The 25,385-nt window shown below is 45.7% G+C and carries 23 protein-coding genes; 11 read left to right on the forward strand and 12 right to left on the reverse strand.

Annotated features, from left to right (window positions below):
* Positions 1-359: 359 nt before the first annotated feature.
* The 6 genes from fre to trxA form a co-directional block, all read right to left on the reverse strand.
* A complete protein-coding gene (fre, locus tag AB6E85_RS23765; protein ID WP_017055264.1) occupies positions 360-1,073 on the reverse strand; it encodes an NAD(P)H-flavin reductase in 714 nt (237 codons plus the stop codon).
* Positions 1,074-1,093: 20 nt separating this feature from the next.
* On the reverse strand, positions 1,094-1,363 hold the full coding sequence (locus AB6E85_RS23770; RefSeq protein WP_268672935.1) for a 2Fe-2S iron-sulfur cluster-binding protein: 270 nt from the start codon (positions 1,361-1,363) through the stop codon (positions 1,094-1,096).
* On the reverse strand, positions 1,360-3,201 hold the full coding sequence (ubiD, locus tag AB6E85_RS23775; protein ID WP_372144466.1) for a 4-hydroxy-3-polyprenylbenzoate decarboxylase: 1,842 nt from the start codon (positions 3,199-3,201) through the stop codon (positions 1,360-1,362). The genes AB6E85_RS23770 and ubiD overlap by 4 nt, the downstream gene beginning before the upstream one ends.
* 98 nt (positions 3,202-3,299) lie before the next feature.
* Positions 3,300-4,295 carry a hypothetical protein gene (locus AB6E85_RS23780; RefSeq protein WP_372144468.1) on the reverse strand — a complete coding sequence of 332 codons (996 nt, stop codon included), beginning with the start codon at positions 4,293-4,295 and terminating at the stop codon, positions 3,300-3,302.
* 111 nt (positions 4,296-4,406) lie between these two features.
* The gene (gene rho, locus AB6E85_RS23785; protein ID WP_017062978.1) at positions 4,407-5,666 is read right to left on the reverse strand and encodes a transcription termination factor Rho; all 1,260 of its coding nucleotides are present in this window, start codon (positions 5,664-5,666) and stop codon (positions 4,407-4,409) included.
* 200 nt (positions 5,667-5,866) lie between these two features.
* Positions 5,867-6,193 (reverse strand): thioredoxin TrxA, encoded by a 327-nt coding sequence (trxA, locus tag AB6E85_RS23790; RefSeq protein ID WP_010440700.1) that lies wholly within the window; start codon positions 6,191-6,193, stop codon positions 5,867-5,869.
* Positions 6,194-6,304: 111 nt separating this feature from the next.
* On the opposite strand from trxA, the gene rhlB reads away from it, so the two are divergent.
* Together rhlB and gppA are read left to right on the forward strand one after the other, a co-directional pair.
* Complete coding sequence (gene rhlB / locus AB6E85_RS23795) at positions 6,305-7,615, forward strand: ATP-dependent RNA helicase RhlB (protein ID WP_048610414.1); 1,311 nt, start codon at positions 6,305-6,307, stop codon at positions 7,613-7,615.
* A 6-nt stretch (positions 7,616-7,621) separates the two neighbouring features.
* Positions 7,622-9,115, forward strand: coding sequence for a guanosine-5'-triphosphate,3'-diphosphate diphosphatase (gene gppA, locus AB6E85_RS23800; RefSeq protein WP_050622236.1), 1,494 nt, complete (start codon positions 7,622-7,624; stop codon positions 9,113-9,115).
* Between the two features lie 511 nt (positions 9,116-9,626).
* Here the strand turns inward: gppA and AB6E85_RS23805 are convergent.
* The 3 genes from AB6E85_RS23805 to recQ form a co-directional block, all read right to left on the reverse strand.
* The gene (locus AB6E85_RS23805) at positions 9,627-10,298 is read right to left on the reverse strand and encodes a 7-cyano-7-deazaguanine/7-aminomethyl-7-deazaguanine transporter (RefSeq protein WP_017061333.1); all 672 of its coding nucleotides are present in this window, start codon (positions 10,296-10,298) and stop codon (positions 9,627-9,629) included.
* 244 nt (positions 10,299-10,542) lie between these two features.
* Entirely contained in the window at positions 10,543-10,854 is a 312-nt protein-coding gene (locus AB6E85_RS23810; protein ID WP_017061332.1) for a DUF3630 family protein, read from the reverse strand.
* Positions 10,855-10,903: 49 nt separating this feature from the next.
* Positions 10,904-12,742: an ATP-dependent DNA helicase RecQ gene (gene recQ, locus AB6E85_RS23815; protein WP_017065746.1), complete on the reverse strand. Its 1,839-nt coding sequence runs from the start codon at positions 12,740-12,742 to the stop codon at positions 10,904-10,906.
* Positions 12,743-12,921: 179 nt separating this feature from the next.
* Between recQ and rarD the strand changes: the two genes are divergently transcribed.
* The 5 genes from rarD (at position 12,922) to tpx (ending at position 18,600) form a co-directional block, all read left to right on the forward strand.
* Positions 12,922-13,830: an EamA family transporter RarD gene (gene rarD, locus AB6E85_RS23820; RefSeq protein ID WP_372144471.1), complete on the forward strand. Its 909-nt coding sequence runs from the start codon at positions 12,922-12,924 to the stop codon at positions 13,828-13,830.
* Between the two features lie 86 nt (positions 13,831-13,916).
* Positions 13,917-14,711, forward strand: a complete 795-nt coding sequence (locus tag AB6E85_RS23825) for an AraC family transcriptional regulator (RefSeq protein WP_048613243.1) — start codon at positions 13,917-13,919, stop codon at positions 14,709-14,711.
* Positions 14,712-14,808: 97 nt separating this feature from the next.
* The gene (locus AB6E85_RS23830) at positions 14,809-15,471 is read left to right on the forward strand and encodes a LysE family translocator (protein ID WP_017072452.1); all 663 of its coding nucleotides are present in this window, start codon (positions 14,809-14,811) and stop codon (positions 15,469-15,471) included.
* Between the two features lie 91 nt (positions 15,472-15,562).
* Positions 15,563-17,320 (forward strand): gamma-glutamyltransferase, encoded by a 1,758-nt coding sequence (gene ggt / locus AB6E85_RS23835; RefSeq protein WP_372144473.1) that lies wholly within the window; start codon positions 15,563-15,565, stop codon positions 17,318-17,320.
* A gap of 782 nt (positions 17,321-18,102) precedes the next feature.
* Positions 18,103-18,600: a thiol peroxidase gene (gene tpx / locus AB6E85_RS23840; protein WP_372144475.1), complete on the forward strand. Its 498-nt coding sequence runs from the start codon at positions 18,103-18,105 to the stop codon at positions 18,598-18,600.
* Between the two features lie 170 nt (positions 18,601-18,770).
* Here tpx and uvrD read toward each other — a convergent pair whose 3' ends face one another.
* Positions 18,771-20,945: a DNA helicase II gene (gene uvrD, locus AB6E85_RS23845; protein WP_017061325.1), complete on the reverse strand. Its 2,175-nt coding sequence runs from the start codon at positions 20,943-20,945 to the stop codon at positions 18,771-18,773.
* A 264-nt stretch (positions 20,946-21,209) separates the two neighbouring features.
* Here uvrD and AB6E85_RS23850 point away from each other — a divergent pair, with 264 nt between their 5' ends.
* The 4 genes from AB6E85_RS23850 (at position 21,210) to AB6E85_RS23865 (ending at position 23,619) form a co-directional block, all read left to right on the forward strand.
* Positions 21,210-21,470, forward strand: a complete 261-nt coding sequence (locus AB6E85_RS23850; protein ID WP_004736650.1) for a DUF2282 domain-containing protein — start codon at positions 21,210-21,212, stop codon at positions 21,468-21,470.
* 64 nt (positions 21,471-21,534) lie between these two features.
* A complete protein-coding gene (locus AB6E85_RS23855) occupies positions 21,535-22,395 on the forward strand; it encodes a DUF692 domain-containing protein (protein ID WP_372144477.1) in 861 nt (286 codons plus the stop codon).
* Positions 22,392-23,159, forward strand: a complete 768-nt coding sequence (locus tag AB6E85_RS23860) for a DNA-binding domain-containing protein (RefSeq protein ID WP_372144479.1) — start codon at positions 22,392-22,394, stop codon at positions 23,157-23,159. Before AB6E85_RS23855 ends, AB6E85_RS23860 begins: the two co-directional genes overlap by 4 nt.
* 1 nt (position 23,160) lies before the next feature.
* Positions 23,161-23,619: a DoxX family protein gene (locus tag AB6E85_RS23865; RefSeq protein ID WP_009848182.1), complete on the forward strand. Its 459-nt coding sequence runs from the start codon at positions 23,161-23,163 to the stop codon at positions 23,617-23,619.
* 85 nt (positions 23,620-23,704) lie between these two features.
* Here the strand turns inward: AB6E85_RS23865 and AB6E85_RS23870 are convergent, their stop codons facing one another.
* Both AB6E85_RS23870 and AB6E85_RS23875 read right to left on the reverse strand, forming a co-directional pair.
* A complete protein-coding gene (locus tag AB6E85_RS23870; RefSeq protein ID WP_009848181.1) occupies positions 23,705-23,986 on the reverse strand; it encodes a hypothetical protein in 282 nt (93 codons plus the stop codon).
* 102 nt (positions 23,987-24,088) lie between these two features.
* Positions 24,089-25,288 (reverse strand): multidrug effflux MFS transporter, encoded by a 1,200-nt coding sequence (locus AB6E85_RS23875; RefSeq protein WP_041473010.1) that lies wholly within the window; start codon positions 25,286-25,288, stop codon positions 24,089-24,091.
* Positions 25,289-25,385 lie beyond the last annotated feature (97 nt).

Raw genomic sequence — 25,385 nt, forward strand, 5'->3', positions numbered from 1 at the left:
ATATTCATCAACGAGTGCCCACACAGATTGATAGGTTTAAATTGTTAAAGAGCTTAACTTGTTGAGCATTCCTTTTAAGTAAGGAGCCTCTCGAAGTGGACGGCCATTCTAGCGAATTAACATTCAGTGTCAAACACTTTTTGAAAATTAATTTTTTGTCGCTTTCCGTCTTACTGATTCTTGCTGAAGCCTTGTGGCGTCTGCCGTCTCAGTGGTGTCGCATTATAGGGAACCCTCTCAGCTTAGCAACTACTTTTTCATAAAAAATGAATAAATAGGGGTTAACTGCCTAATAGTTCACCTAAACGTAAAAAAGAGAGCATTTCTGCTCTCTTTTTGGTCAAAACCTAAGGGTATTGTTAGATAAATGCGTAAGCATCAGCGTACATATGATCACGCTTTGCTTCTTTATTCTGAGTAAATAGGTCTCTTGCAGCGCCCGCCATTTCAAAACGACCTGCAATATAGATATCGAAATCAGCTAATGATTCGAAACTTTGCGTAATAGCCTCAAGCACATTACCTGTTTGGCCGTGCCAAACTTCCGGTGCTTCTTCTACTACCGGTACAAAGTGCACATTGCTATGCTTTTCTGCAATGCCAACCAACTCTTCTTTCGCATATAACTGGCACTCATCTTTTGCGCCCCAGTATAGGTAGATCTCTTTCGAGCTATTTTGCGCGATGCAGTGATCTAGAATAGAGCGCACGTAGCTGAAGCCAGTACCACCAGCAATAAGTAATAGAGGGCGATCGCTTTCTTCTTTGATCCAAGCATCTCCGTGTGGAGCATCAATCGCAATATCGCCATCTTCAGCTTGTGCCTTCTTCATCGCTTCAACCACTTCTAGTGCGTAAGCGTTGTGCTCGGCAGCACCAATGTGCAGTTCAAGCTCACCTTCGTGGCGACAAGGGCTACTTGCGATAGAGAATGGGCGCTTATCTTTCTCGCCCATCTCAACCATCAGGTACTGGCCCGCTTTAAAAGCGACCGGTGTTTCTGGGTGAAGTAGGATTTGGTAAGTATTACAAGCCAAAGGCTCGATAGACTTCACTTTACATTTAATAGTCATGTTCTTCCTCTTACTAACCCTTAATCGGCAAAGGTTAGAACTAAATTACTTTCTGCAAATGCTTGGCAAGCAAAAATCCAGCCTTGTTGCTGCTCTTTCTCTGTGAGCATGGGTTCAAGGTGGTAACTCACTTGCCCTTCTAATTTTTTGCACATACACATTGCGCATGCGCCAACTTGGCAACGGCTTGGGAAATAGATATCGCTGTTGAGCGCAGCATCCAAGACCGTTTGCCCTTTTTCTACTGTGAAACTGATGTTTTCTGGGTATAAGACTACTTGGTAGCTCATGAAATTCCTAGCTGTTCCCAGATGCTATCAATCTTTTTCACGACATCAGGATCTTTTGTGATTGGTACACCCCACTCACGTAGGCATTCACCTTCCCACTTATTGGTCGCATCGAGACCCATTTTTGAGTGTCCAGTTTCATTCTGTAGGAATCGCGTATCTCTCGCTGGATCCATTCTTGTCGTTACAGCCCAAATGACGTCATTCCAATCACTAACGTTGACATCACCGTCACACACGATAACAAACTTGTTCTCATCAAATTGAGACCAAACCGCTTCCATGATTTTCTTACCATTACCGGCAGCTTGCTTATCAATAGACACCACAACCATGCTGGCATTGTCGTTTTGCAGGTGAATATCAATAATTTCAGGATGAACCTTGGTTAACTCAGCCAAGCTACCTTCTATATGTTCACTATTTACAGGTGCTGTTTGGACATCTGGCGATAACGCTAACTCTGCGTCCCACTTCTTAGTGATATCTAGACCCATCTTAGAACCCAACCCAACCACGGGTGAGGCAAAATCCAATGAATCGATCGGCGTGTTCTCTATCATCAGGCTATCGCGTGACGGATCCATATGTTCGCACATCGCTGCGGTTACTTGAGACCAATCACGTGCATTCACATCTTCATCACACACCAATACAAATTTGGTGTACATGAATTGGCGTAAGAAAGACCATACACCCATCATTACTCGCTTAGCGTGACCTGGGTATTGCTTCTTCATGGTCACTACTGCCATTCGGTATGAACAACCTTCAGGCGGCAGATAGAAATCTTCAATCTCTGGGAACTGCTTTTGAAGAATAGGCACAAACACTTCATTTAGCGCAACACCCAATACCGCAGGCTCATCAGGTGGACGGCCAGTATAGGTGCTGTGATAGATAGGGTTCTCGCGCATGGTTACATGAGTAATAGTAAACACATGGTGCTTTTCTTTCTCGTTGTAGTAACCAGTATGATCTCCGTAAGGCCCTTCATCTGCGAATTCATTCGGGTCGATGTAACCTTCCATCACGATTTCTGCACTTGCAGGAACTTCTAAGTCGTTGCTGATTGATTTAACGACCTCAGTTTTACTACCACGTAGTAAGCCTGCAAACGCGTACTCAGATAAAGTATCCGGCACTGGCGTAACCGCACCAAGAATAGTGGCAGGATCAGCACCAAACGCTACCGATACTGGGAATGGTTTCCCTGGGTTGGTTTCCATCCAATCACGCAGATCCAGTGCCCCACCACGGTGGGCTAACCAACGCATGATGATTTTATTCTTGCCGATCTTCTGTTGACGATAGATGCCTAAGTTTTGGCGTTTCTTGTTTGGACCACGAGTAACCGTTAAACCCCATGTTAGCAATGGCGCGACATCGTCAGCCCAACAGCTCATCACCGGTATTTTATCTAGGTCGACGTCATCGCCTTGCCATACCACTTGTTGACATGCTGCTTTGCGAAGGCGTTTAGCCGGCATGTTTAAGACTTGCTTAAATACAGGCAGTTTATCGAGAGCGTCTTTAAAGCCTTTTGGTGGCTCGGGTTCTTTAAGGTAAGCAAGCAACTTGCCCACTTCACGCAGTTCTTTGACTTCCTGACGTCCCATACCAATAGCAACACGGTTAGGTGTACCAAATAGGTTGGTCAAAACAGGCATGTCATAGCCTACTGGATTTTCAAACAAAAGAGCCGGGCCACCAGCACGTAGAGTACGGTCGCTGATCTCGGTCATTTCGTAGTCTGGATCGACTTGGTGAGAAATGCGTTTCAACTGACCAATACTTTCAAGATGGTCGATAAAATCACGTAAATCTTTAAAACTCATAGGACTTCTACATGCTGATTATTCTGCGCTCAGTATATCAAAAAGGGTGACGCTGAGATCCCCCTTTTTAGTGTGGTTATTGAGAGGAAAAATCCACTTTACGGTAATGCTTGCTCGATCAAAGAGCTCTTCACCTGAGGGTTATCATTGACGAGATCTTGCAACCATCGCGTATGACCTTGTTTGGCGAGTTCACGCGCGACTAATGGTGCTTCATCAGCAATCGCCATCCTAGAGACAAGGAACAGCTTCACCTCTTCTGATAACGGGTTAACTTTGGTAAGCAAAGTAATCGCTTCATCTTTCAAACGCGGGTTTTTAGTCGCCGCCATTACTTGTTCAAGCGCGAACATTTGTTTGGTTTCAGCAAGGCGGACTAGCTCAGCTTGGCTATGATAATCGGCCTTCATTCGCCATAGAATCTTATAGACCTCTGGGTCTTCGCTCACTTGCGCTAATCGAACCACCACCTCAGTAGAAGGTAACCAGCTAACAATAGAAGATGCGGTGAGTTGCTTAGTTAGGTAATCAACCGCTTCAGGAGACAAACTGTCTAGCTCTCTAATGAGCAACGCTTCTCGCGTTTGAACTTGATGTTCAGATCCAGATAACCACTCTTTTAGGTCGAGTTCCTGTTTCTCTGCATCTAGCACAAACACCAATGTCTTCTGATCTTGACGCCATTGTTTAATAAGGCGATTAGCAATTGAAGGGTAATTAAAGGCTGGTACCGTAAACTCATAGCCATCTCCACGCTCTAAGACTTGATAAGTGGGCGTGATAGCAAGTTGCTGCTCAATGAAGATAGACATCTTGGGGGTGAGTACGATTTTTTGCTGTTCAAGCTTCTTCAAGAGTTGGTAACGAGCCACCTCTTGCTGGGGAAATGTCAGGCGCTCAAGCGCAAAGCGTAGCGAATTGACTTCGTCACGTACGACAAGCTCGAGTAGTTCAGCAGTTTTCAGTTTTACTTGATCATTCTCAAGCCAAGACTCTACTGTAAGTGGAGACATCTCGGTGGCATAGCTCATACCAACCGGTGAAAATAACAGTGAAGTAGACAGGAGTAATGATGACAACAGTCCATGTTGCATTTTAACTTCCTTGTAACACTTTTGCTCATTCTGCAAGCTGTCGCTACAAAATGCAAATAAAAAGCGCCACCCGAGGGCAGCGCTTATTAAATAACGATCAGCTAATCAATATTACTGACGACGCATTGCGTCAAAGAACTCATCGTTCGTTTTCGTCATTGCTAGCTTGTCGATAAGGAATTCCATTGCGTCGATTTCGCCCATTGGGTGAACAATCTTACGCAGGATCCACATCTTCTGTAGTTCATCGTTCTTGGTAAGAAGCTCTTCACGACGAGTACCAGAGCGGTTGAAATCAATCGCTGGGAATACGCGTTTTTCAGCAATCTTACGGTTAAGGTGCAGTTCCATGTTACCTGTACCTTTGAATTCTTCGTAGATAACTTCATCCATCTTAGAACCAGTATCAACCAGTGCTGTTGCGATGATCGTTAAGCTACCGCCTTCTTCTACGTTACGTGCCGCACCGAAGAAACGCTTTGGACGATGTAGAGCATTCGCATCAACACCACCAGTAAGAACTTTACCTGATGAAGGAATCACAGTGTTGTAAGCACGAGCTAGACGAGTAATAGAATCCAGTAGGATAACTACGTCTTTCTTGTGTTCAACAAGGCGTTTCGCTTTCTCGATAACCATTTCTGCAACTTGTACGTGACGAGATGCTGGCTCATCGAATGTTGAAGCAACTACTTCGCCTTTAACTAGACGCTGCATTTCTGTTACTTCTTCTGGACGCTCATCGATAAGTAGAACCATTAGTTCACACTCAGGATGGTTACGTGCAATGCTTTGAGCAATGTTTTGCAGAAGCATTGTCTTACCCGCTTTAGGCGGAGCAACAATCAGACCACGCTGACCTTTACCAATTGGAGATGCAAGGTCAAGAATACGAGCCGTAATATCTTCAGTCGCACCATTACCCGCTTCCATCACCATACGTTCGTTAGCGTGAAGAGGAGTAAGGTTTTCGAAAAGAATCTTGTTACGAGCGTTGTCTGGCTTGTCGTAGTTAACCGTGTTTACTTTAAGCAGTGCAAAGTAACGCTCACCGTCTTTAGGTGGACGGATTTTACCGCCAATAGAGTCACCTGTACGTAGGTTAAAACGACGAATTTGGCTTGGTGATACGTAGATATCATCTGGGCCAGCCAGGTATGAACTGTCGGCGCTACGTAGGAAACCAAAACCGTCTTGAAGAATTTCTAGAACACCATCACCAAAGATGTCTTCACCACTTTTTGCATGCGCTTTAAGGATGGAGAAGATAATGTCTTGTTTTCTTAGGCGAGCTTGATTTTCAAGACCTAAGCTTTCGCTAAGTTTAACAAGCTCAGACACAGGTCTGTTCTTCAGTTCAGTAAGATTCATAGTGGTGGAAGTTTGTTTAGTCAAAATAGGATCTGTTTTCTTAAGTTAAGAAGGATTTGGTCACAGGATCGACCAAGAAGAGAAATTCGTTCAATTAACGTGCGATAAATTAGCACTAAAACTAAGACTAGTCCATAGCTTAGAAAAAACAAAACCGCGCATTTGTTAACTGCACGGTTTCTTTTCAAATGCTGACCTGATTATAGGTTAGCGTCTAAGAACTCTTTAAGTTGAGTTTTAGATAATGCACCAACTTTAGTCGCTGCTACGCCGCCATCTTTGAAAAGAAGTAGCGTTGGAATACCGCGAATACCAAACTTTGGTGGAGTACCAGCATTTTGGTCGATATTTAATTTACCGATTGTGAGCTTGCCTTCGTACTCGTCTGCGATTTCATCAAGAATCGGCGCAATCATTTTGCATGGACCACACCATTCTGCCCAAAAATCAACAAGAACAGGGCCTGCAGCATTGATTACATCGTTATCAAAACCGTCATCAGTTAGCTGCAAAATCTTATCACTCATCTTCCACTCCAATGTATTTTTTAGAACTGGTTGGATGATAACCAGTAAATAGATGCCCTATTGGAATGTATTTACTTTCGTATTGCAAGCTTAAGCTGATATTCTATAGCAATGAAAAAGACGCATATCACAGAGCAAAAGTTCGCCGACTTGGATTTACTTCCGCAAGTCATTGAAGGATTGGAGAAAAAAGGGTTCGATTATTGTACCCCTATCCAAGCCTTGGCGCTCCCGGTACTGCTCACCGGCCAAGACATTGCAGGCCAGGCCCAAACGGGTACTGGTAAAACGCTTGCGTTTCTTACTGCTACTTTTAACCACCTGCTAAAAACACCTGAGCATGAAGGGCGTAAACCTAACCAGCCACGTGCAATTATTATGGCACCAACGCGTGAACTCGCGATTCAGATCTACAACGATGCTGACTCTCTGGTTGAAAGCACAGGTATCAAGGCAGCACTTGCTTACGGTGGCGAAAGCTACGACAAGCAACTAGGTAAAATCGAAGAAGGCGCAGATATCTTAATTGGTACAACTGGCCGCATCATCGATTTCTACAAGCAGAAGGTATTTAACCTTAACCACATTCAAGCTGTTGTTCTTGACGAAGCTGATCGCATGTTCGATCTTGGTTTCATCAAAGACATCCGCTTCTTATTCCGCCGTATGCCTGAGCCAAAAGATCGCCTGAACATGCTGTTCTCTGCGACATTGTCTTACCGCGTACAAGAGCTAGCGTTCGAACACATGCACAACCCAGAGCATGTTGTTGTTGAGCCAGAGCGTAAAACAGGTCACCGCATTCAGGAAGAGCTGTTCTACCCATCAAACGAACACAAAATGGCACTTCTGCAGACTCTAGTTGAAGAAGAGTGGCCAGAGCGCGCTATCATCTTCGCTAACACTAAGCACAAATGTGAGTCTGTTTGGGGTCACCTAGCTGCAGATGGTCACCGTGTTGGCCTGCTAACTGGCGATGTTCCTCAGAAGAAACGTGAAAAGATTCTTGAGCAATTCACTAAAGGTGATGTTGACCTGCTTGTCGCAACCGATGTTGCAGCACGTGGTCTACACATTCCTCAAGTAACACACGTATTCAACTTCGACCTACCTGATGACTGTGAAGATTACGTTCACCGTATCGGCCGTACAGGTCGTGCTGGTGCAAGTGGTCACTCGATCAGCTTTGCTTGTGAAGATTACGCAATCAACTTGCCACCAATCGAAGAATACATTGAGCACGCTATCCCTGTGTCTGACTACGATGCTTCTGCACTGCTAGAAGATCTACCAGCACCATTGCGCTTACGTACACGTAACCCGCAACAACGTCGCTCAAACAACAATGGCCCACGCAACGGTAACCGTAAACCAAACCAAAACCGTCGCCCACGCCAACCGCGTCATAACAAGGAAGCTTAGTCGCTTATGAGTCAAACAGTGTCACCCCCGCTTTACGCTGCAATCGACCTCGGGTCGAACAGTTTTCATATGCTCGTTGTGCGTCATATCGATGGCAGCGTACAAACCATGGCTAAAATTAAGCGCAAAGTGCGTTTAGCTGCAGGCTTAGATGAAAATAATGCGCTTAGTACAGAAGCCATGCAGCGCGGTTGGGACTGTTTGAGTCTCTTTGCAGAGCGACTGCAAGATATTCCGAAAGAAAATATCCGCATTGTCGGTACAGCGACCCTACGTACGGCTATCAATGTGGATATATTTCTAGAGAAAGCGAACCAGATCCTTGGTTACGACATCAATGTTATCTCCGGTGAAGAAGAAGCTGCGACTATCTATAAAGGCGTAGCACATACTTCTGGTGGCAGCGGCCGCCGACTGGTTGTAGATATTGGTGGCGCAAGCACCGAGATGATCATTGGGGAAGGCTTCTCAGCGAAAGCACTAACCAGCCTGAAAATGGGCTGTGTTACTTGGCTTGAACGCCACTTTAAAGATCGCCAATTAACCGCAACCAACTTTAACAACGCCATTGAAGCGGCGAAGTCGACGTTGGCTCCTATCCTAGATAGCTACACTGATATCGGATGGGATGTGTGTGTGGGCGCCAGTGGTACCGTTCAAGCACTGCAAGAGATCATGTTGGCGCAAGGCATGGATGAAGTGATTACTCATGCCAAACTTAAGCGCCTACAGAAACAAGCCATGATTACTGAGCGCTTGGAAGAGCTAGAAATCGAAGGACTGACCCTTGAACGCGCATTAGTGTTCCCGAGTGGCCTTTCCATTCTTATTGCGATTTTTGAGTTGCTTGAAATAGATTCAATGACACTCGCAGGCGGCGCACTCCGTGAAGGCCTAGCCTACGAGATGGTTGATGAGCTGCGCCAAGAAGATATTCGTGCACGTACCATTAAGAGTGTTCAATCACGCTACCAGATGGACGTAAGCTACGGTGAACAAGTTGCTGTAGTCGCACAAACGCTGCTAGACCAAGCAGGCGCCGAAACGTGGGTTTCAGAACCTCAAGCTGGTGTGCTATTGCAAACGGCAGCTAAGCTTCACGAGATTGGTTTAACCATCGATTTCAAAAAAGGCGGTGAGCACAGCGCTTACCTGCTGCAGAACTTAGACCTACCTGGCTTTACTCGAGCGCAAAAGCACTACTTGGGTGAGTTAACTCGTCGCTACCGTGAACAGTTAACCTCATTACCAGAGCAACACGCTATCTCAGGCACCAGCAGCAAGCGTATCTTACGTATTCTGCGTTTGGCTATTTTGTTGACTCACCGTCGTAACCCAGACCTTGAGCCACAAGTGACACTGACAGCCAATGGTGACAACTTAACGCTCACCATCGATAAGCAATGGCTTGCGAGTAATCCACTGACCGCCGCTGAACTAGAGATCGAATCCAACCGTCAAACAGACATTGGTTGGCCTCTGACGATCGCAGAGTCGTAATTCTTATAACTGTTTAGATACACAAAAGGCCTTCACAATTGAAGGCCTTTTTATTACTCACTTCCCTGCACGCTTCCTTTGCACACTTTATCTCATTCGCTCCATTACGAGAGTGCTCACTTCGAACCATCGAATTATTCCGATTGAATAGGAAATGCTTTCTTCCACTTTTTACGGCGATAGTCGCTGTATACACAGTAGAGTTTGAAGGTGATAAGGATGAACATGGCGAGCCTCATAATGACAAAGAGCCGCCATTCTACAAACGTACACGTTCACCACATCACCAAAGGATTACCATTCAATAATAACGATATAAATAAAACATAAACCAACAACTTATCAATTGCTTATAATAAAAAATAAGTTATCTGGGTAGTGAGTTTGAAGATACAGAGGGAGAAAAAATCGCTAGAGAAGAAAAGAAAAAGAGAGGGGAATAAGCGCCCTTCAACGAAAATCAAAGGGCACTGAATGATTAAGGTCTTATCGAACTATCGATAGTAAAAAGCTATGCGTTCACGCCTGTCGCTTTAAAGTCAGGGTTCACTGCGGTTAGCTTTCTAACAATGTAGTTAAGAAGCACGCCGTACATAGGTACGAACAAGCCTAAGCTGATGATAAGTTTAAATCCGTAATCGACTAAGGCAATCTCAGTCCAATGCTCGGCCATGAATGGATCTGGGCTTTGGTAGAAAGCAATCGCAAAGAACGCGATGGTATCAATGGCATTACCGAATAACGTTGAGCATGTTGGAGCAACCCACCACTGTTTAAGCTGACGTAAGCGGTTGAAAACATGCACATCCAAAATCTGACCCAATAAATAAGCCATGAAGCTCGCCGCGGCGATACGTGCAACAAACAAGTTGAACTCACCTAGTTGGCTAAAGCCTTGGAATGAACCTTCAAAGAACACCACTGACAAGAAATAAGAAACGGCCAGCGCTGGTAACATCACTAAGAAAATGATTTTACGGGCAAGCTGCGCGCCAAAAATACGTACGGTCAGATCGGTCGCTAGGAAGATAAACGGGAAAGTGAAAGCACCCCAAGTGGTGTGCATACCGAAGACGGTAAAAGGTAGCTGAACCAGATAGTTGCTTGACGCAATAATCACCAAATGGAACAAAACTAATAGTGCTAGGGCTTTGCGCTGTTGCGCAGGGGTAAAGTTACTCATGCTGTACCTTTTTAGTTTGGTTTGGGGGTGAGGGAACCCAAATCGAGTCATTTCTTAGAAAAATCCAAGAAAGCTCTTACCAATAATGTGAATTAAAAATGTATCTAAAAATTGCTCTGCTGAGCGGCGGGCGATTATACATTAATCAATATTGGCTGCAACGGTGAGAACAAACGCAAACGTTTATTCTCACTTTTATTGGTGAATAGCGCTAGAAGCTGTGTTTTAGAAGAGATGCCAAAAGTTAGAAACCGCGCTTGAAAAGCGTCGCGAGATAATCAAACTCTTCTCGGCTTTCTTCAGCGTTTAACGACTCAAACCAAATTGATTCACTGTAATGTTCAGACTTTAAGAACATTCGGCAATCTTCAAAATCAATCAGCCAAGAATGCATATCGGCATCCCATTGTTTTTCAACAACTGACGCTGACAGCAACGCCACCAGCTTTTCACCTAGCACTTCGTAAGAATCAAAATCAAAACTTGGAGACGTAATCAATAAACGCCCTTCCTCAGCTAAATATTCTCTTAAGCCAAATTCTGTTTGTGTTGTCATGTCCCTATTAACCTTATTCTTTTTCTATTAGTTAGACGTTTCTTGCAAACTAGCCGTGTGTGGTGATGTGTTCTTGAATCAGGTCTAGGAATGGGTCTGCGTACTTATCCAGTTTGCGTTGACCAACACCGTTGACTGCCAGCATCTCACCGTATGAGGTAGGCAGTATTTCAGCCATATCAATCAAGGTCGCGTCACTGAATACCACGTATGGTGGTAAGCCATCTTCATCTGCAATCGACTTACGCAGCTTACGCAGTTTCGCAAACAACTTCTTATCGTAGTTCTTACTGCTTAGTTTATCGGACTTAGCATTACGCACCGCGGTATCTAAACGAGGTACAGCCAACTCCAAAGACATCTCACCGCGCAACAACGGGCGGGCTTCTTCTGTTAACTGTAATGTCGAGTTACGAGTGATGTTTTGGAACAGCAAGCCTTTGTGGATTAGCTGACGGAAGATACTGATCCAGTAATCATGGCTGTGGTCGCGGCCAATACCGTACGTAGACAGCTTATCGTGGCCATTATCGCGGACACGGATATTCTGCATGCCACGCATTACTTCGACCACATAGCCCATACCAAATGACTGATTCACACGGTACACACAAGACAACGCCTTCTGTGCTTCTTGGGTCGCATCAAAATGCTTGGGTGGATCGAGGCAGATATCGCAGTTGCCACATTGCTTCTCACGATACTCACCAAAGTAGTTAAGCAGAACCTGACGACGACACGTTTGCGCTTCGGCAAAAGCACTCATCGCGTTCAACTTGTGCATCTCAACCTGTTTTTGCGGGCCTTCTTCTTTCTCATCCAGCATACGACGCAGCCAACCCATATCGGCCGGGTCAAACAGCATCATCGCTTCAGCAGGTAAACCATCACGACCTGCACGGCCAGTCTCTTGATAGTAAGACTCGATATTGCGTGGGATATCAAAGTGCACCACAAAACGTACGTTGGGTTTGTTGATGCCCATGCCGAAGGCCACAGTCGCGACCACGATCTGAATATCATCGCGTTGGAAGGCTTCTTGAACGTAAGCACGCTCATCGGTGTCCATACCAGCGTGATAACCCGCGGCGCGAATACCGTTATTGCACAGCTTCTCGGTCACCATCTCCACTTTCTTACGGCTACCACAGTAGATGATGCCGCAATTGCCCTTTTGCGTTTCTAGGTAGCGAACCACCTGTGACACGGGCTTGTGCTTCTCAACCAAGTTGTAGCGAATATTAGGGCGATCAAAGCTGCCTAAGTAAGTATGCGGATCTAGGAGCTGCAAGCGCGAGATAATATCTTTACGCGTCGCATCATCGGCGGTTGCTGTGAGCGCCATGTAAGGTACATGCGGGAAATACTGTTTAAGCTGACCTAATGATGCGTATTCAGGGCGGAAGTCGTGACCCCATTGAGAGATACAGTGCGCTTCATCGACTGCAATCATTGAAAGCGGTAAACCTTGAAGGCGTTCGATAAAGTCACGCATCAACACACGCTCTGGTGACACATACACCATTTTCAGCTGACCTGAGTTCATGCGATTGAACACATTCAGCAATTGGTCACGTGGCATTGAAGAGTTAATACACTCAGCGGCAACGCCATTGGCCTTCAATTGGTCGACTTGGTCTTTCATCAACGAGATCAGCGGCGAGATAACCAGAGTCAGCCCTTCACGAACCAACGCCGGGATTTGGTAACACAGAGATTTGCCACCACCGGTTGGCATAATCACCAAGCTGTCTTTGCCTTCAACGGCCAAATCAATGACCTCTTGCTGACCATCGCGAAAGCTTTGATAGCCAAACACATCTTGTAAGATGGTTTGCGCATCATTCGCGGGAGTTGGTATTTGCTCAGCAATCAGAGTGGCGGTCATTGTGGTTCCTAATCGAGGTATGAAATCAGCAAGCATCTTCGGCAAGCAAGTCGCACATTGTAGAGGGGAACGCTGGCGAATTAAACCGCAAATTGTTAGGTGAAAAGGGTTATCGCTCCTATACTGACCAACTCTCTTATAAATCTTATTAATAAGCACTCAGTGCTAGAGAAAGATGCATGACACAGGAAGAACAACAACGTACGCGCCAAGGAGTTTTGCTTGCCGTCGGCGCCTACACAATGTGGGGTATCGCCCCTATATATTTCAAATCTTTAAGTGACGTTTCCCCGTTAGAGATACTCAGCCACCGTGTAGTATGGTCTTTTTTCCTACTCGCTTTCTTACTACACATTGGCCGCAGCTGGCGTAAAGTCCGCGATACCCTGACCTCAAAACCAAAAATGCTCTACTTGGTAGCGACGTCTATTTTGGTGGGTGCTAACTGGCTGATCTTTATCTGGGCGGTGAACTCCAATCACATGCTCGATGCCAGTTTGGGGTATTACATCAACCCGCTGATTAACGTATTGCTCGGAATGCTCTTCCTCGGCGAACGTTTACGTAAGCTGCAATGGTTTGCTGTGGCTCTGGCTGCGATTGGCGTATTAATCCAATTGATTGCCTTCGGCTCAGTACCAATCGTCGCCATTGCCCTAGCCTTTAGCTTTGGTTTTTATGGCTTGCTGCGTAAGAAAGTCAGCTTAGAAGCGCAAACGGGTCTGTTCATTGAAACTCTGGTGATGCTGCCTCTCGCCGCAAGCTACTTACTGTTTATTGCCGATAGCCCGACCTCAAACTTATCGATGAACCCGATGCAACTCAACCTGTTACTGGTTGCTGCCGGTGTGATCACCACGGTTCCATTGCTGTGTTTTACTGGCGCTGCAACTCGCTTGAAGCTATCAACACTCGGTTTCTTCCAGTACATAGGTCCAAGCTTGATGTTCTTACTGGCGGTTCTGATTTACGGTGAAGCCTTTACCTCAGATAAAGCGATCACCTTTGCTTTCATATGGGGAGCACTGGTTATTTTCAGCTTTGATGGCCTTCGTAACAACAAGAAGAACAAACGCGCGAAACAGTGATATTGATCGTTTTTTACAAGACAATCCCTTAATACGCAGATAAGCTTGGTTGAATTGATGACTATTTAACCAAGCTTTTTTGTACCATGGATAAAGTCCACTACTACTCTACTCCAACAGAAGATATCAGCCTGATCCAAGCTCAATACCAAGAGTTTGCCTTTCAGCGTCACTATCATTTGGACTTTCACATCGGCTTAATTACCCAAGGGCAGCAAAAATTCGCCTATAAAGGGACAAGTCACCATGTAGGTGCTGGCCAAGTTGTTATCATGCCACCTGATGAGCTGCATGATGGGCACTCCAAACTCGATTCAGGTTATCAAGTCAGTGTGTTTGCAGTTTCTCCCCAATGGTTTCAAGATCTTGCCGATCCCAAGAAAAATGGTCACACATTGGGCTTTTCTGAGTTGATCCTCTCCGATCAAGTTGCATTTTTACAATTACGCAACTTGCACGGTCTATTAATAAATCAAAACATCAGCCAGCTCGCTCAAGATTGCTTACCTTTCGAAGGGTTCTCGACGATCGTCGATCGTTATGCCAAATTTGGATCGAAGAGCGACATCAAACTTGGCAATCAATCGATTGATACACTCAAAGACTATTTGATGGCGAATTTGGATCAACCAGTGCGATTAGAGCAACTGTCTGAGCTGTGCGGCTTAACCACAACTCAATTCCAACGCCACTTTAAGAACAGAATGGGCATCACCCCTTATGCGTGGCTGAGCCGTTTACGTATGGAACAGAGCATGCGCCTGATTAAATCTGGGATCTGTGGCACTAAGGTCGCGCACCAAGTGGGCTTCTATGATCAAGCACACTTCTCCAAAGCATTCAAAACCACATTCGGCGTACCACCCTCACAAATCAACTAAGTGTTGATAATTTACAATTGCTCGATTTCAAATCGCGGTAAGCTACGCTCAATACGATTACTTATTTAAAATAGCGGCAACGTTATTGAGAACTGACATGAACGAAGTCACCATACTGATCACCCTCGCCTCTATCCATTTCATCGCTTTGATGAGCCCCGGCCCAGACTTTGCGTTAGTCGTGCAAAATGCGACACGCCACGGCAGACAAACAGGCTTGTACATTGCGCTCGGTTTATCTTGCGGGATCTTGCTGCATTCGTTACTGAGCCTGACGGGAATCAGTTACCTAGTCCACCAGCAACCAACCCTATTTGCCATTATCCAATTGGCTGGCGGTAGCTACTTGCTGTACTTAGGCTACGGTGCACTTAAAGCAACCTGGCAAATCATTCAGAACCACGACGATGACGACGATACCGTCAATGCCAAAGATCTTATTTTGACCAACAAGCGTCAGGCATTTTCGAAAGGGTTTGCAACCAATATTCTCAACCCAAAGGCTTTGGTGTTCTTTATCAGCTTGATGTCGAGCTTAGTGCCTGCCGACATGTCTCTATCAGGTAAAGGCTTTGCGCTTATCATCCTGTTCGGTCTGTCTCTATTTTGGTTTTCACTACTGGCGTGGATGCTTTCGACTAAGGCTCTACAGAAGAAACTTAGCGAAGCAACGGTATACATCGATGGCTTATGTGGCGTGGTATTCAGCCTGATTGGCGTGAGTATTCTTTGGCAGTCGCTGTCCGGTTTAATCGCTTAAATTCGAATCAAGATTACAATTCGTTAACAACGCACTGGCTATCTAATCTTTCCACTGCCAATCTAGCTCTGCATATTAAAAGGAGAAGATCATGCAGTGGAAAACAAAACTAACAACCCTCGCCACTTCTACCCTACTTTTTGCCTCTCACGTCAGTTGGGCAAATCAAGCTGCCGATTCCGTCGCACCCGAACAAAGTAGTGGTTTAGAAACCAAACAACTCGTTAAAGCCAATGATTGGATGGTCACCGCAGCCAACCCATTAGCAACACAAGCTGGCGCTGATGTACTTGCCCGTGGTGGTAACGCAATTGACGCCATGGTTGCCGTGCAGCTTATGCTTGGCTTAGTGGAACCTCAGTCATCAGGTATTGGTGGCGGCGCTTTCCTTGTCTATTTTGATGGCAAGGACAAGCAACTCAAGACCTACGATGGCCGTGAAACTGCGCCGCTTGATGCCACACCTCGTCTATTCCAAGACGAAAACGGACAACCGCTTAAATTCTATGATGCCGTGGTTGGCGGTCGTTCTGTTGCCACGCCGGGCACGGTGCAATTGCTGTGGGACACTCACCAGAAATACGGCAAGCTAGAATGGGCATCACTGATTAAACCTATCGCTCAGTTGGCTGAGGAAGGTTTCACCATCAGTCCACGTTTAGCTACCTTGATTGAGAATGACCAAGAGCGACTGAGCCGCTTCGCGACAACTAAAGCCTACTTCTTCAATGCCGATGGCAGCCCGAAAACAGCGGGTACTCAACTTAAGAACCCAGAATACGCGGCAACGTTAAACGCTATCTCGAAGGATGGTGCTAAAGCCTTCTACCAAGGTGAGATTTCTGCCGACATCATTAACACAGTACAAACTGCGAAAGGTAACCCGGGCGTATTAGCACAGAAAGATTTCGACGCGTATTCAATTAAGCAACGTGAGCCGGTTTGTTCTGCTTATGAAAGCTACGATATTTGCGGAATGGGGCCACCAAGCTCTGGTGCGTTAACGGTTGGACAAATCCTTACAATGACTGAGCAGTTTGACCTCAAATCATGGGGGCCAAACGACGCGAAGTCGTGGCAAGTGTTAGCGGACGCTTCTCGTTTAGCCTTTGCAGACCGTGGTATGTACATGGCAGACCAAGATTATGTGCCTATGCCAACCCAAGGGTTAGTGAATACTGACTATTTGCAGGAGCGTGCTCAGTTAATTACCGCAGGTAAGGCATTAGAGAGTGCGCCATCAGGCACCCCACCGTGGGATCATGCCATGCTGCGAAGCCAAGATATTTCTATTGAACTGCCGTCCACCAGCCACTTCAATATTGTCGATAGCGATGGCAATGTCGTATCGATGACCACCACCATTGAGAACGCATTTGGCTCACGCTTGATGGTAAGAGGCTTCCTACTCAATAACGAACTAACCGACTTCTCATTCAAGACTCATAACGATGGCAAACCTATCGCGAACCGACTCGAGCCGGGTAAGCGCCCACGTTCTTCAATGGCACCGACCATCATCATGCAAGACGATAAACCTTACATGGCGATCGGTTCTCCGGGCGGCAGTCGAATCATAGGTTATGTGGCACAAGCCATTATTGCCCACACCCAATGGGATATGGATATCCAACAAGCGATCAACCAACCACACTTCCTAAACCGCTTCGGTACGCTAGATTTGGAAAAAGGAACATCGGCGGAAAACTTTAAACCTGAGCTCGAAAAGATGGGATTTGAGGTCAACATTCGCGATCTTAACTCGGGTTTACACGCCATTCGCATCACAAAAGATGGTCTAGAAGGTGCAGCAGACCCTCGTCGTGAAGGCGCTGCTATCGGCCAATAAGGGAAAATACTCCCTTTTTACTCCCAGCCTTGTGCGAGATCTCTCACAAGGCAGTGAGTAAATATCGATATCTAACTGCGAATTTAGGCACTACTATATTGTAAGCAATTGAAATAAAACAATACGTGCATTTATCGCTCAAATAATTATATAGAAATTCGCTTATGCACCATTGCTGATAAATAAGGAATCGGTAATATGAATGGTGTCGGAAGGATGCTGACACGGAACAGGAAACGCCAAGGACTTGGTTATCTTCAGGATGAAGATTCGATTACTCAGGATGAATAATCGGCATGGATAGCGAAATGGACATTGAATGGACGCAATAGTAACTAGGATGGTTGCTACTAAGGAAAGACAATGGACACCTCTGGACGAGGAAAGGACTGAACATCAGGATGATGTAAAGGACACCGCTCAAGGAACAAGTGACGCGCGCTAACGAGGATTGTTGGCAGATCAGGATAAGATCAAGGACACCGCTAGGAAGGCGACGAAAGGAATACGCTGAAGGATAACAGCACACTATCATGGATTTGATGCATGGAGCACACTTAGTAGCCGGATTGCTGCGAGTAAGACTATAGACCCCGATGAGCGCAAGCTCTCGGGGTTTTTCTTTATCTACCGTTTCATTTATTCCCTTGTCAGCAAATAAATCAAAGACCTTTGATTACAATTCTGACATTTAAAGCATTCACTTCTTAACCACTTCAGAGTAACGTTAGTCGAACTAGGCTCAACTAGTTTCATAACCATAATAAAACTAAGGACAATTCATGTCACACGTTACCTTCAAAGGCGCTGCTGTACCACTAACAGGCACATTCCCACAAACTGGCGAACAAGCACCAAGCTTTGCACTTGCTGCAGGCGATCTTTCTGAACTGACTCTTGCTTCTCTTGAAGGCAAGAAAGTGGTTCTAAACATCTTCCCAAGCATCGACACAGCAACTTGTGCAACGAGCGTACGTACGTTCAACGCAAAAGCGGCTGAGCTTGAAAACACGGTTGTGGTTTGTATTTCTGCTGACCTACCGTTTGCCGCTGGTCGCTTCTGCGAACTAGAAGGCATTGAAGGCGTTCAACACGCTTCAACTTTCCGTTCTCCTGCGTTCGCATCAGACTACGGCGTAGCGATTGCTGAAGGCCCACTATCAGGCCTAACTACACGTGCAGTTGTGGTTGTTGATGAAAAAGGTTTGGTAACACACAGCGAGTTGGTTGCAGAGATCACTGAAGAACCAAACTACGAAGCGGCACTTGCAGCACTGTAAGTCTTCTTCCTAGGCAGAAATGCCTTAAGCTCGATTCAGCTTATTTAGACTGGTTCCGAGCAATAAAAAGAGCAGCCATTGGCTGCTCTTTCTGTTTTTAATGCGAATTACTTTTTAATGCTGAACGGTTTTTAAAGACCAAACGGCTTTCTAGATACTGAAGTAACGGATTAAAGCTGTTCTAAACGCGCGTAAGCCGTTACTAACCACTTGATGCCTTCACCGTTAAACGCGACTTGCACTCGGCTTTGCGGGCCACTTCCCTCGAAGTTGATGATGGTACCTTCACCAAACTTAGGGTGCTTAACGCGAGATCCCAAACTAAAGCCTGTTTCGTTGAAATTCTCTTTCACGGCGGTTTGGCTAAAGCGACCGCTGCTTGCAGGACGGCTCACTTGCGCCTTCATACGTACTTCATCCAGACAGGTCTCGGGCAGCTCACGAATAAAGCGTGACGGTTTGTGGTACTTGTCTTGCCCGTACAATCGACGCATCTCTGCGTAGGTGATGTAAAGCTTCTCCATCGCACGCGTCATGCCTACGTAACACAGGCGACGCTCTTCTTCCAAGCGCCCTGCTTCTTCTGCTGACATCTGGCTTGGGAACATGCCTTCTTCGACACCCACCATGAATACCATAGGAAACTCTAGACCTTTGGCACTGTGCAAAGTCATTAGCTGAACCGCGTCATCAAACTCATCAGCCTGACCTTCACCCGCCTCTAACGCTGCATGAGTCAAGAAAGCGGTAAGCATGCTCATCTCATCCGCTTCTTCTGGCTTTTCAAACTGACGCGTTGCCGTTACCAATTCTTCCAAGTTCTCAATACGAGCCTTCGACTTCTCACCCTTCTCTTGCTCGTACATCGCAAACAGACCCGACGATTTAATCACGTGGTCAGTTTGCTCATGCAGGCTAAGTTCTAACGTGTCATCTTCAAGCGCATTAATCAGCTCAATAAAGCGACTTAATGCACCCGCAGCACGACCGGGTAGCACTTGCTCTTCGATCAAAGCAACACTCGCTTCCCACATGGTTGCACCACGATCACGAGCGGCAAGACGAATCGTTTCTAACGTTTTATCGCCCAAGCCACGCGTTGGCGTATTAACCACACGTTCAAACGCGGCATCATTACTGCGGTTGCTCATTAGGCGCATGTAGCTCAAGGCGTCTCTGATTTCTTGACGCTCGAAGAATCGCATGCCGCCGTAGATTCGGTAAGGTAGACCACCTTGAATCAAAGCTTCTTCAAGAACACGCGATTGAGCGTTATTACGATAAAGCATTGCGGTATCTTCTAGCGCGCCGCCTTTCTCCTGCCACTCTTTGATTTTGCTAACCGTGAAACGCGCTTCATCTAGCTCGTTATAAGCCGAGTACACAGAGATTGGCTCGCCATCGTTGCCATCGGTCCACAGCTCTTTACCCATACGTTCGGTGTTGTTCGAGATAAGCTCGTTCGACGCCTGCAGAATGGTTTTAGTTGAACGGTAGTTTTGTTCAAGTCGAACCGTCGAAGCACCTGGGAATTCATCCAAGAACTTCTGAATATTTTCGATCTTCGCACCACGCCAACCATAGATAGATTGGTCATCATCGCCTACGATCATCACGCGACAATCTGGGCCAGCCATCATGCGCAGCCAAGCATATTGAATGTTGTTGGTATCTTGGAATTCGTCGACAAGGATATGCTTAAAGCGAGCTTGGTAGTGCTCTCGGATGTGTTTCTTATCGCGTAATAGTTCGTGCGATCTCAACAAGATTTCTGCAAAGTCGACCAAGCCAGCACGGTCACATGCTTCTTGGTAAGCAGAATAGATCTTTAACCACGTTTGAGTTATTGGATCATGGTAGGCGTCAATGTGACTTGGGCGTAATCCCTCGTCTTTCTTGCCATTGATCCACCAAGAAGCTTGCTTAGCAGGCCACTGCTTTTCATCAAGGTTTTGCGCCTTGATTAAGCGGCGTAGCAAACGAATCTGATCATCAGAATCAATGATCTGGAAATCTTCTGGCAGTTTTGCATCTAGGTAGTGAGCACGAAGGATGCGGTGACAGATACCGTGGAAGGTGCCGTTCCACATGCCTGACGAACTACCCATCATCAACTCTTCAATACGACCACGCATTTCTGCTGCCGCTTTGTTGGTGAAGGTAACCGACATAATAGAGAACGGCGATGCTTGCTCTACACTTTGCAGCCAAGCGATACGATGCACCAACACTCGCGTTTTACCACTGCCTGCACCTGCCAGAATAAGTAGGTTTTCTAAAGGTGCCGCGACCGCCTCACGTTGTTTATCGTTTAGGCCATCGAGTAAAAGCGAAGGATCTATCATTGGATATGCTCACTACTGGGTATTTATACATAAAAGTTGATTATAACCTAAACACTAGGCTGCGTTTAGGATAATAAGAAGAAAAAACAATCAAAAATTAACATCATAAATTCAGTAACTTAAAAGATAAAACATCATTAATATTGATATTTTTTATAATGCCGTGAAATTATTTCCCGGTTGTTCCTATCCTTTTTAGTAAGCAAGTTAACAATCCATTAACCTGCGATATCAAAATACTATTAAGTCCTAGAGGGAATGACTATGAAAAATTCTAATCTTGCTGTTACAGCTGCAATCACAAGTGTACTAGCGTTCGGTGGTGCAGTTCTTACATCAGCACCTGCGGAAGCAGCAGCAAAAGAAAAATGCTACGGCGTGGCAAAAGCTGGCCAAAATGATTGTGCAACTAAAACAAGCTCATGTGCGGGTACAGCAAAAGAAGACAACCAATCCGATGCATTCGTGGTCGTACCTAAAGGACTATGTGGCAAATTATCAGGTGGTAACACTCAATCATCATAATTGAGCTGCTTAGTATGGTGAGCTGACACTCAGCTCACCTCCACTTCTTATTAGGAGAATCGTTGTGACTCAAACTTTTCACCCCAACACAGGGGTTGGCCTTAGAACACCGCACTTGGACTTCTTTAGCCAAAATCCAGCCTTAGTAAGTTGGTTAGAAGTTCACAGCGAGAACTACTTCTTAGCTCAATCACCGCAACGCCAACAACTCAGAGAAATTCGTCACGCACACAACATCAGTTGTCACGGTGTTGGGTTGTCTCTCGGTTCTGTTGAGCGCATCAATCAACATCATCTTGTGCAATTAAAAGAGCTCATTGATGATATCGAACCCTTCTTGGTTTCTGATCATCTCAGTTGGAGTCAGACAGGCGGTCATTACTTCAATGACTTGTTACCGCTGCCTTATACCGAAGAAGCGCTAGAGGCCTTCTGTCGCAATGTCATCGAGGTACAAGACAGCCTGCAACGCCCTATGCTGATTGAGAACCCTTCGAGCTACCTTGCCTTCAAGCATTCTACTATTCCTGAGTGGGAATTTTTGGCTGAGGTACAAAAGCGCACTGATTGCCGACTGTTACTCGATTTCAATAATATTTTCGTCTCATCTTTTAATCATGGCTTCAGCTGTGAAGAGTATCTCAATGGAATACCGGCAGACAAAGTGGAAGAGATTCACTTGGCAGGTTTCACTAAGAAGAAACTCGAACAAGGTGAGATCTGGATAGACACCCATAGCAAGCCTGTCTGTGACGAAGTGTGGCAACTCTACACTGACTGGATAGCACAACACGGTTCGCGCCATACCTTGATAGAGTGGGATTTAGATATCCCAGAGCCACAAGTTTTATTGGCTGAAGCAACCAAAGCCAGTGACATCTTGTATCAACACGACAAGTTCATTCAAAGGAGTCGCGCATCATGAGCCACTCCCTAGCAAAAGTTCAATCGGAATTTGCTAACGCCCTACGCTACCAAAACAGTGGTGAACACTGCGACATAGTGAGCGACCATTTTACTGATGAACAGCGCATCCAGATTTATCGCAATAACTTTGTGATTAGCTTGAGTGAGGTACTCGCTGCAACCTACCCACTCACCGAGATGTTAGTTGGTGAAGAGTGCTTCCAACAAATGGCTCGTCAACATGTCTTAAGTAATCCATCAACCTCTGGTGATGTCAGTGGTTACGGTGAACACTTTGAACAAACCATACAAGCCTTTCCTGCGGTTATTGAGGCTGCACCTTACCTTTGCGAAGTGGCTATGTATGAATGGAAAAAAGATAGCTTGGTGAGATTCGTTTCAGAATCAAAAGTCGACCAACGTCCTCTGGCTGGTTTAGCTGATGTGCCACCAGAGCAACAAGGCGCTTTAGTCTTTCATCTCAAAGATTCAATAAAGCTCATTAATTCTAACTATACGATTATCGCGCTTGAACACGCTATCTATCAGCAACAACTCGATGGGTTAGACATCAACCAACCTGAGTTTGGGGTGTTAATACGAGCCGAGAATTCTCAGATTGAGAGTCATCACTTGAGTGAACAATGCCATCAGCTACTTCGCGAATTTCAATCAGGCCAAATGCTCGCAGCGATAGACCCTTCATTACTACAACATCTGAATGCTGTCATGGCGCTTAACGTCATCTCAGGCTTTTCAATCAATGCCGAATTGGAGACATAATATGGATAACAACACAGTCACAAACATGATGGCTCAATACGACAGTTTGATTGAGAAATCACAGGCACTCTTTGTTCCGGTACTACTACTATTTTGTCGCCTATGGGTGGCGTGGGTATTCTTTAATTCTGGCCTCACAAAGATAGCAACTTGGGATAGCACCCTTTACTTGTTTGAGTTGGAATACCAAGTACCACTGCTACCTTGGGAGTTAGCCGCCTACATGGGCACCGCAGCTGAATTGATTCTGCCGGTATTCTTAGCGCTTGGTCTATTAACACGACCTATGGCAGCGGTTCTGTTCGTTTTCAATATCATTGCGGTTGTGTCTTACCCAGTGTTATGGGCGCAAGGCTTCTATGATCATCAGTTGTGGGGATTAATGATTCTTATCGTTGTCGTATGGGGCGCTGGGCCATTCTCGCTTGATCGAATTTTAAAAGCACAGTTTAGAGGTTAGAACCAACTTTCATTCGCACTAAATTGATATACCCCAAAACCCAAAAAACCACTCAATTGAGTGGTTTCTTTTTAACTGGGATAAACTACTTATTCAGAAAAGCTTGTAGCTCTTCAGCAGAGATACCTTGCTCGGCTAGCTCTTTTGCTAGTAGCTGAACCTGCTCACCCTTACGAGACTCTACCACACGCTGAAATTGGTAAATGATGTCTCGCAAAGTATCGATTGGAACTTGTTTTGCCGCACTGCGAATACGCTCTTCACTTTGGTTGCCTAGCTCTTTAAGCAGTTTACCAAACATGACCTTTTCAGGTGCATCTTCCATTTGTTCTAAGACGCGCGCCATTTCGTAGGTTGTTAATGACATTACAGTATTTTCCGTTGGGGACTAACGTTTCAATGAGTGACAAATATACCATGTTTTAACGTTTCGCAAACCGCCATTTGTATATTTTGTCACCCTTGAGACTTACGCCTTAGCAAACGTCGTGTGCCACGACTTGCCTGCTTTGCTCGCAAGCACCAACAATGCTGGAACAATAAGGAACATTTGCAGCGCAATCATCACTTGAGACGTTAAATCAAGGCGTTGCATGGTACCAACAAGCAGCCCTGAGCCACTCATTTGGAACAAGCCAAGCAGCGCAGCAGCTGTGCCCGCACGGTCACCGAAAGGTTCAAGAGCCTTACCAGCAGCAGCACCGAGAATCCAAGCAAAACCCACTGAAGACAAGAAGATTGGCAGCATGAATGCGATTGGGCTAGCGTGTTCTGCAAGCACTAACATAATCACGCCCGCTAAACCCAGCGTTGAGATACCAACGACCAGTGCTTTATAGGTACCAAAGCGGTCCATAAATTTAGGTGCAGTAAACGCAGCTGCAATGTTGATGGCAGCGTTAACACCAAACCAGAAAGTAAACTCTTTCATGGTCAGGCCTAGGTTTTCCATCAACACAACTGGTGCAGAGGTTACATAAGCGAGGATGACCGCCATCGCCATCAGACACAAAGTTGCGTGGAAAAGGAATGATGGTGTTTTCAATACTGACCAGTATCGCTCAAGCTTGAACACCGCAACCTTTTCTGTCGCAGGGTTAGACTCTTTCATTTGGAAGAATAAGATAGTGCCAACAACGACTGCGAAGCCTGCCATAAAGCTAAAGTTCGAACGCCAACCAAATTGATGAGTTAACCAAGCGCCAAGAATGGGTGCCAAAGCAGGAATAAAACAGATTGCACCATTAAGGTAGCTGATCATACGGCCACTCTTCTCTGGGCCAAATAGATCGCGAACCGTTGCAAAGGCTGCTACAGAAGTCGCACAAGCTCCTAAGCCTTGTAGCAGCCGAGCCATTAGCATCATATCAATCGATTGAGCTGCCCACGCCAAGCAAGCACTCAATGCATAGATACTAACACCTCCCAATGCAACGGTTCGACGTCCTAACTTATCTGCCAAAGGGCCAGCAAATAATTGCCCGACACCCATAGCGAATAAAAACCAGGTAATCGTATCTTGTGCTAGTGCATGTTCCACGTGAAACGCTGTTGAAATTTGTGGCAGAGCTGGAAGATAAATATCTATAGCCAAAGGGCTAAATAGAACCAGCATTGCCAATAAAGCAACCTGCAGTTTACTAGGGGTTGGAAGCGCGTTAGAAGGCACAAGATTCTCCGAATGAGTTAATTTAGGTGCATAATAACCAACTAAAGATATGAACAAAAATGGCATATACTCATTAGCATTATTCCAAACAGGAAAC

Source organism: Vibrio sp. 10N.247.311.51 (assembly GCF_041467855.1).
Classification (GTDB): Bacteria; Pseudomonadota; Gammaproteobacteria; order Enterobacterales; family Vibrionaceae; genus Vibrio; species Vibrio coralliirubri.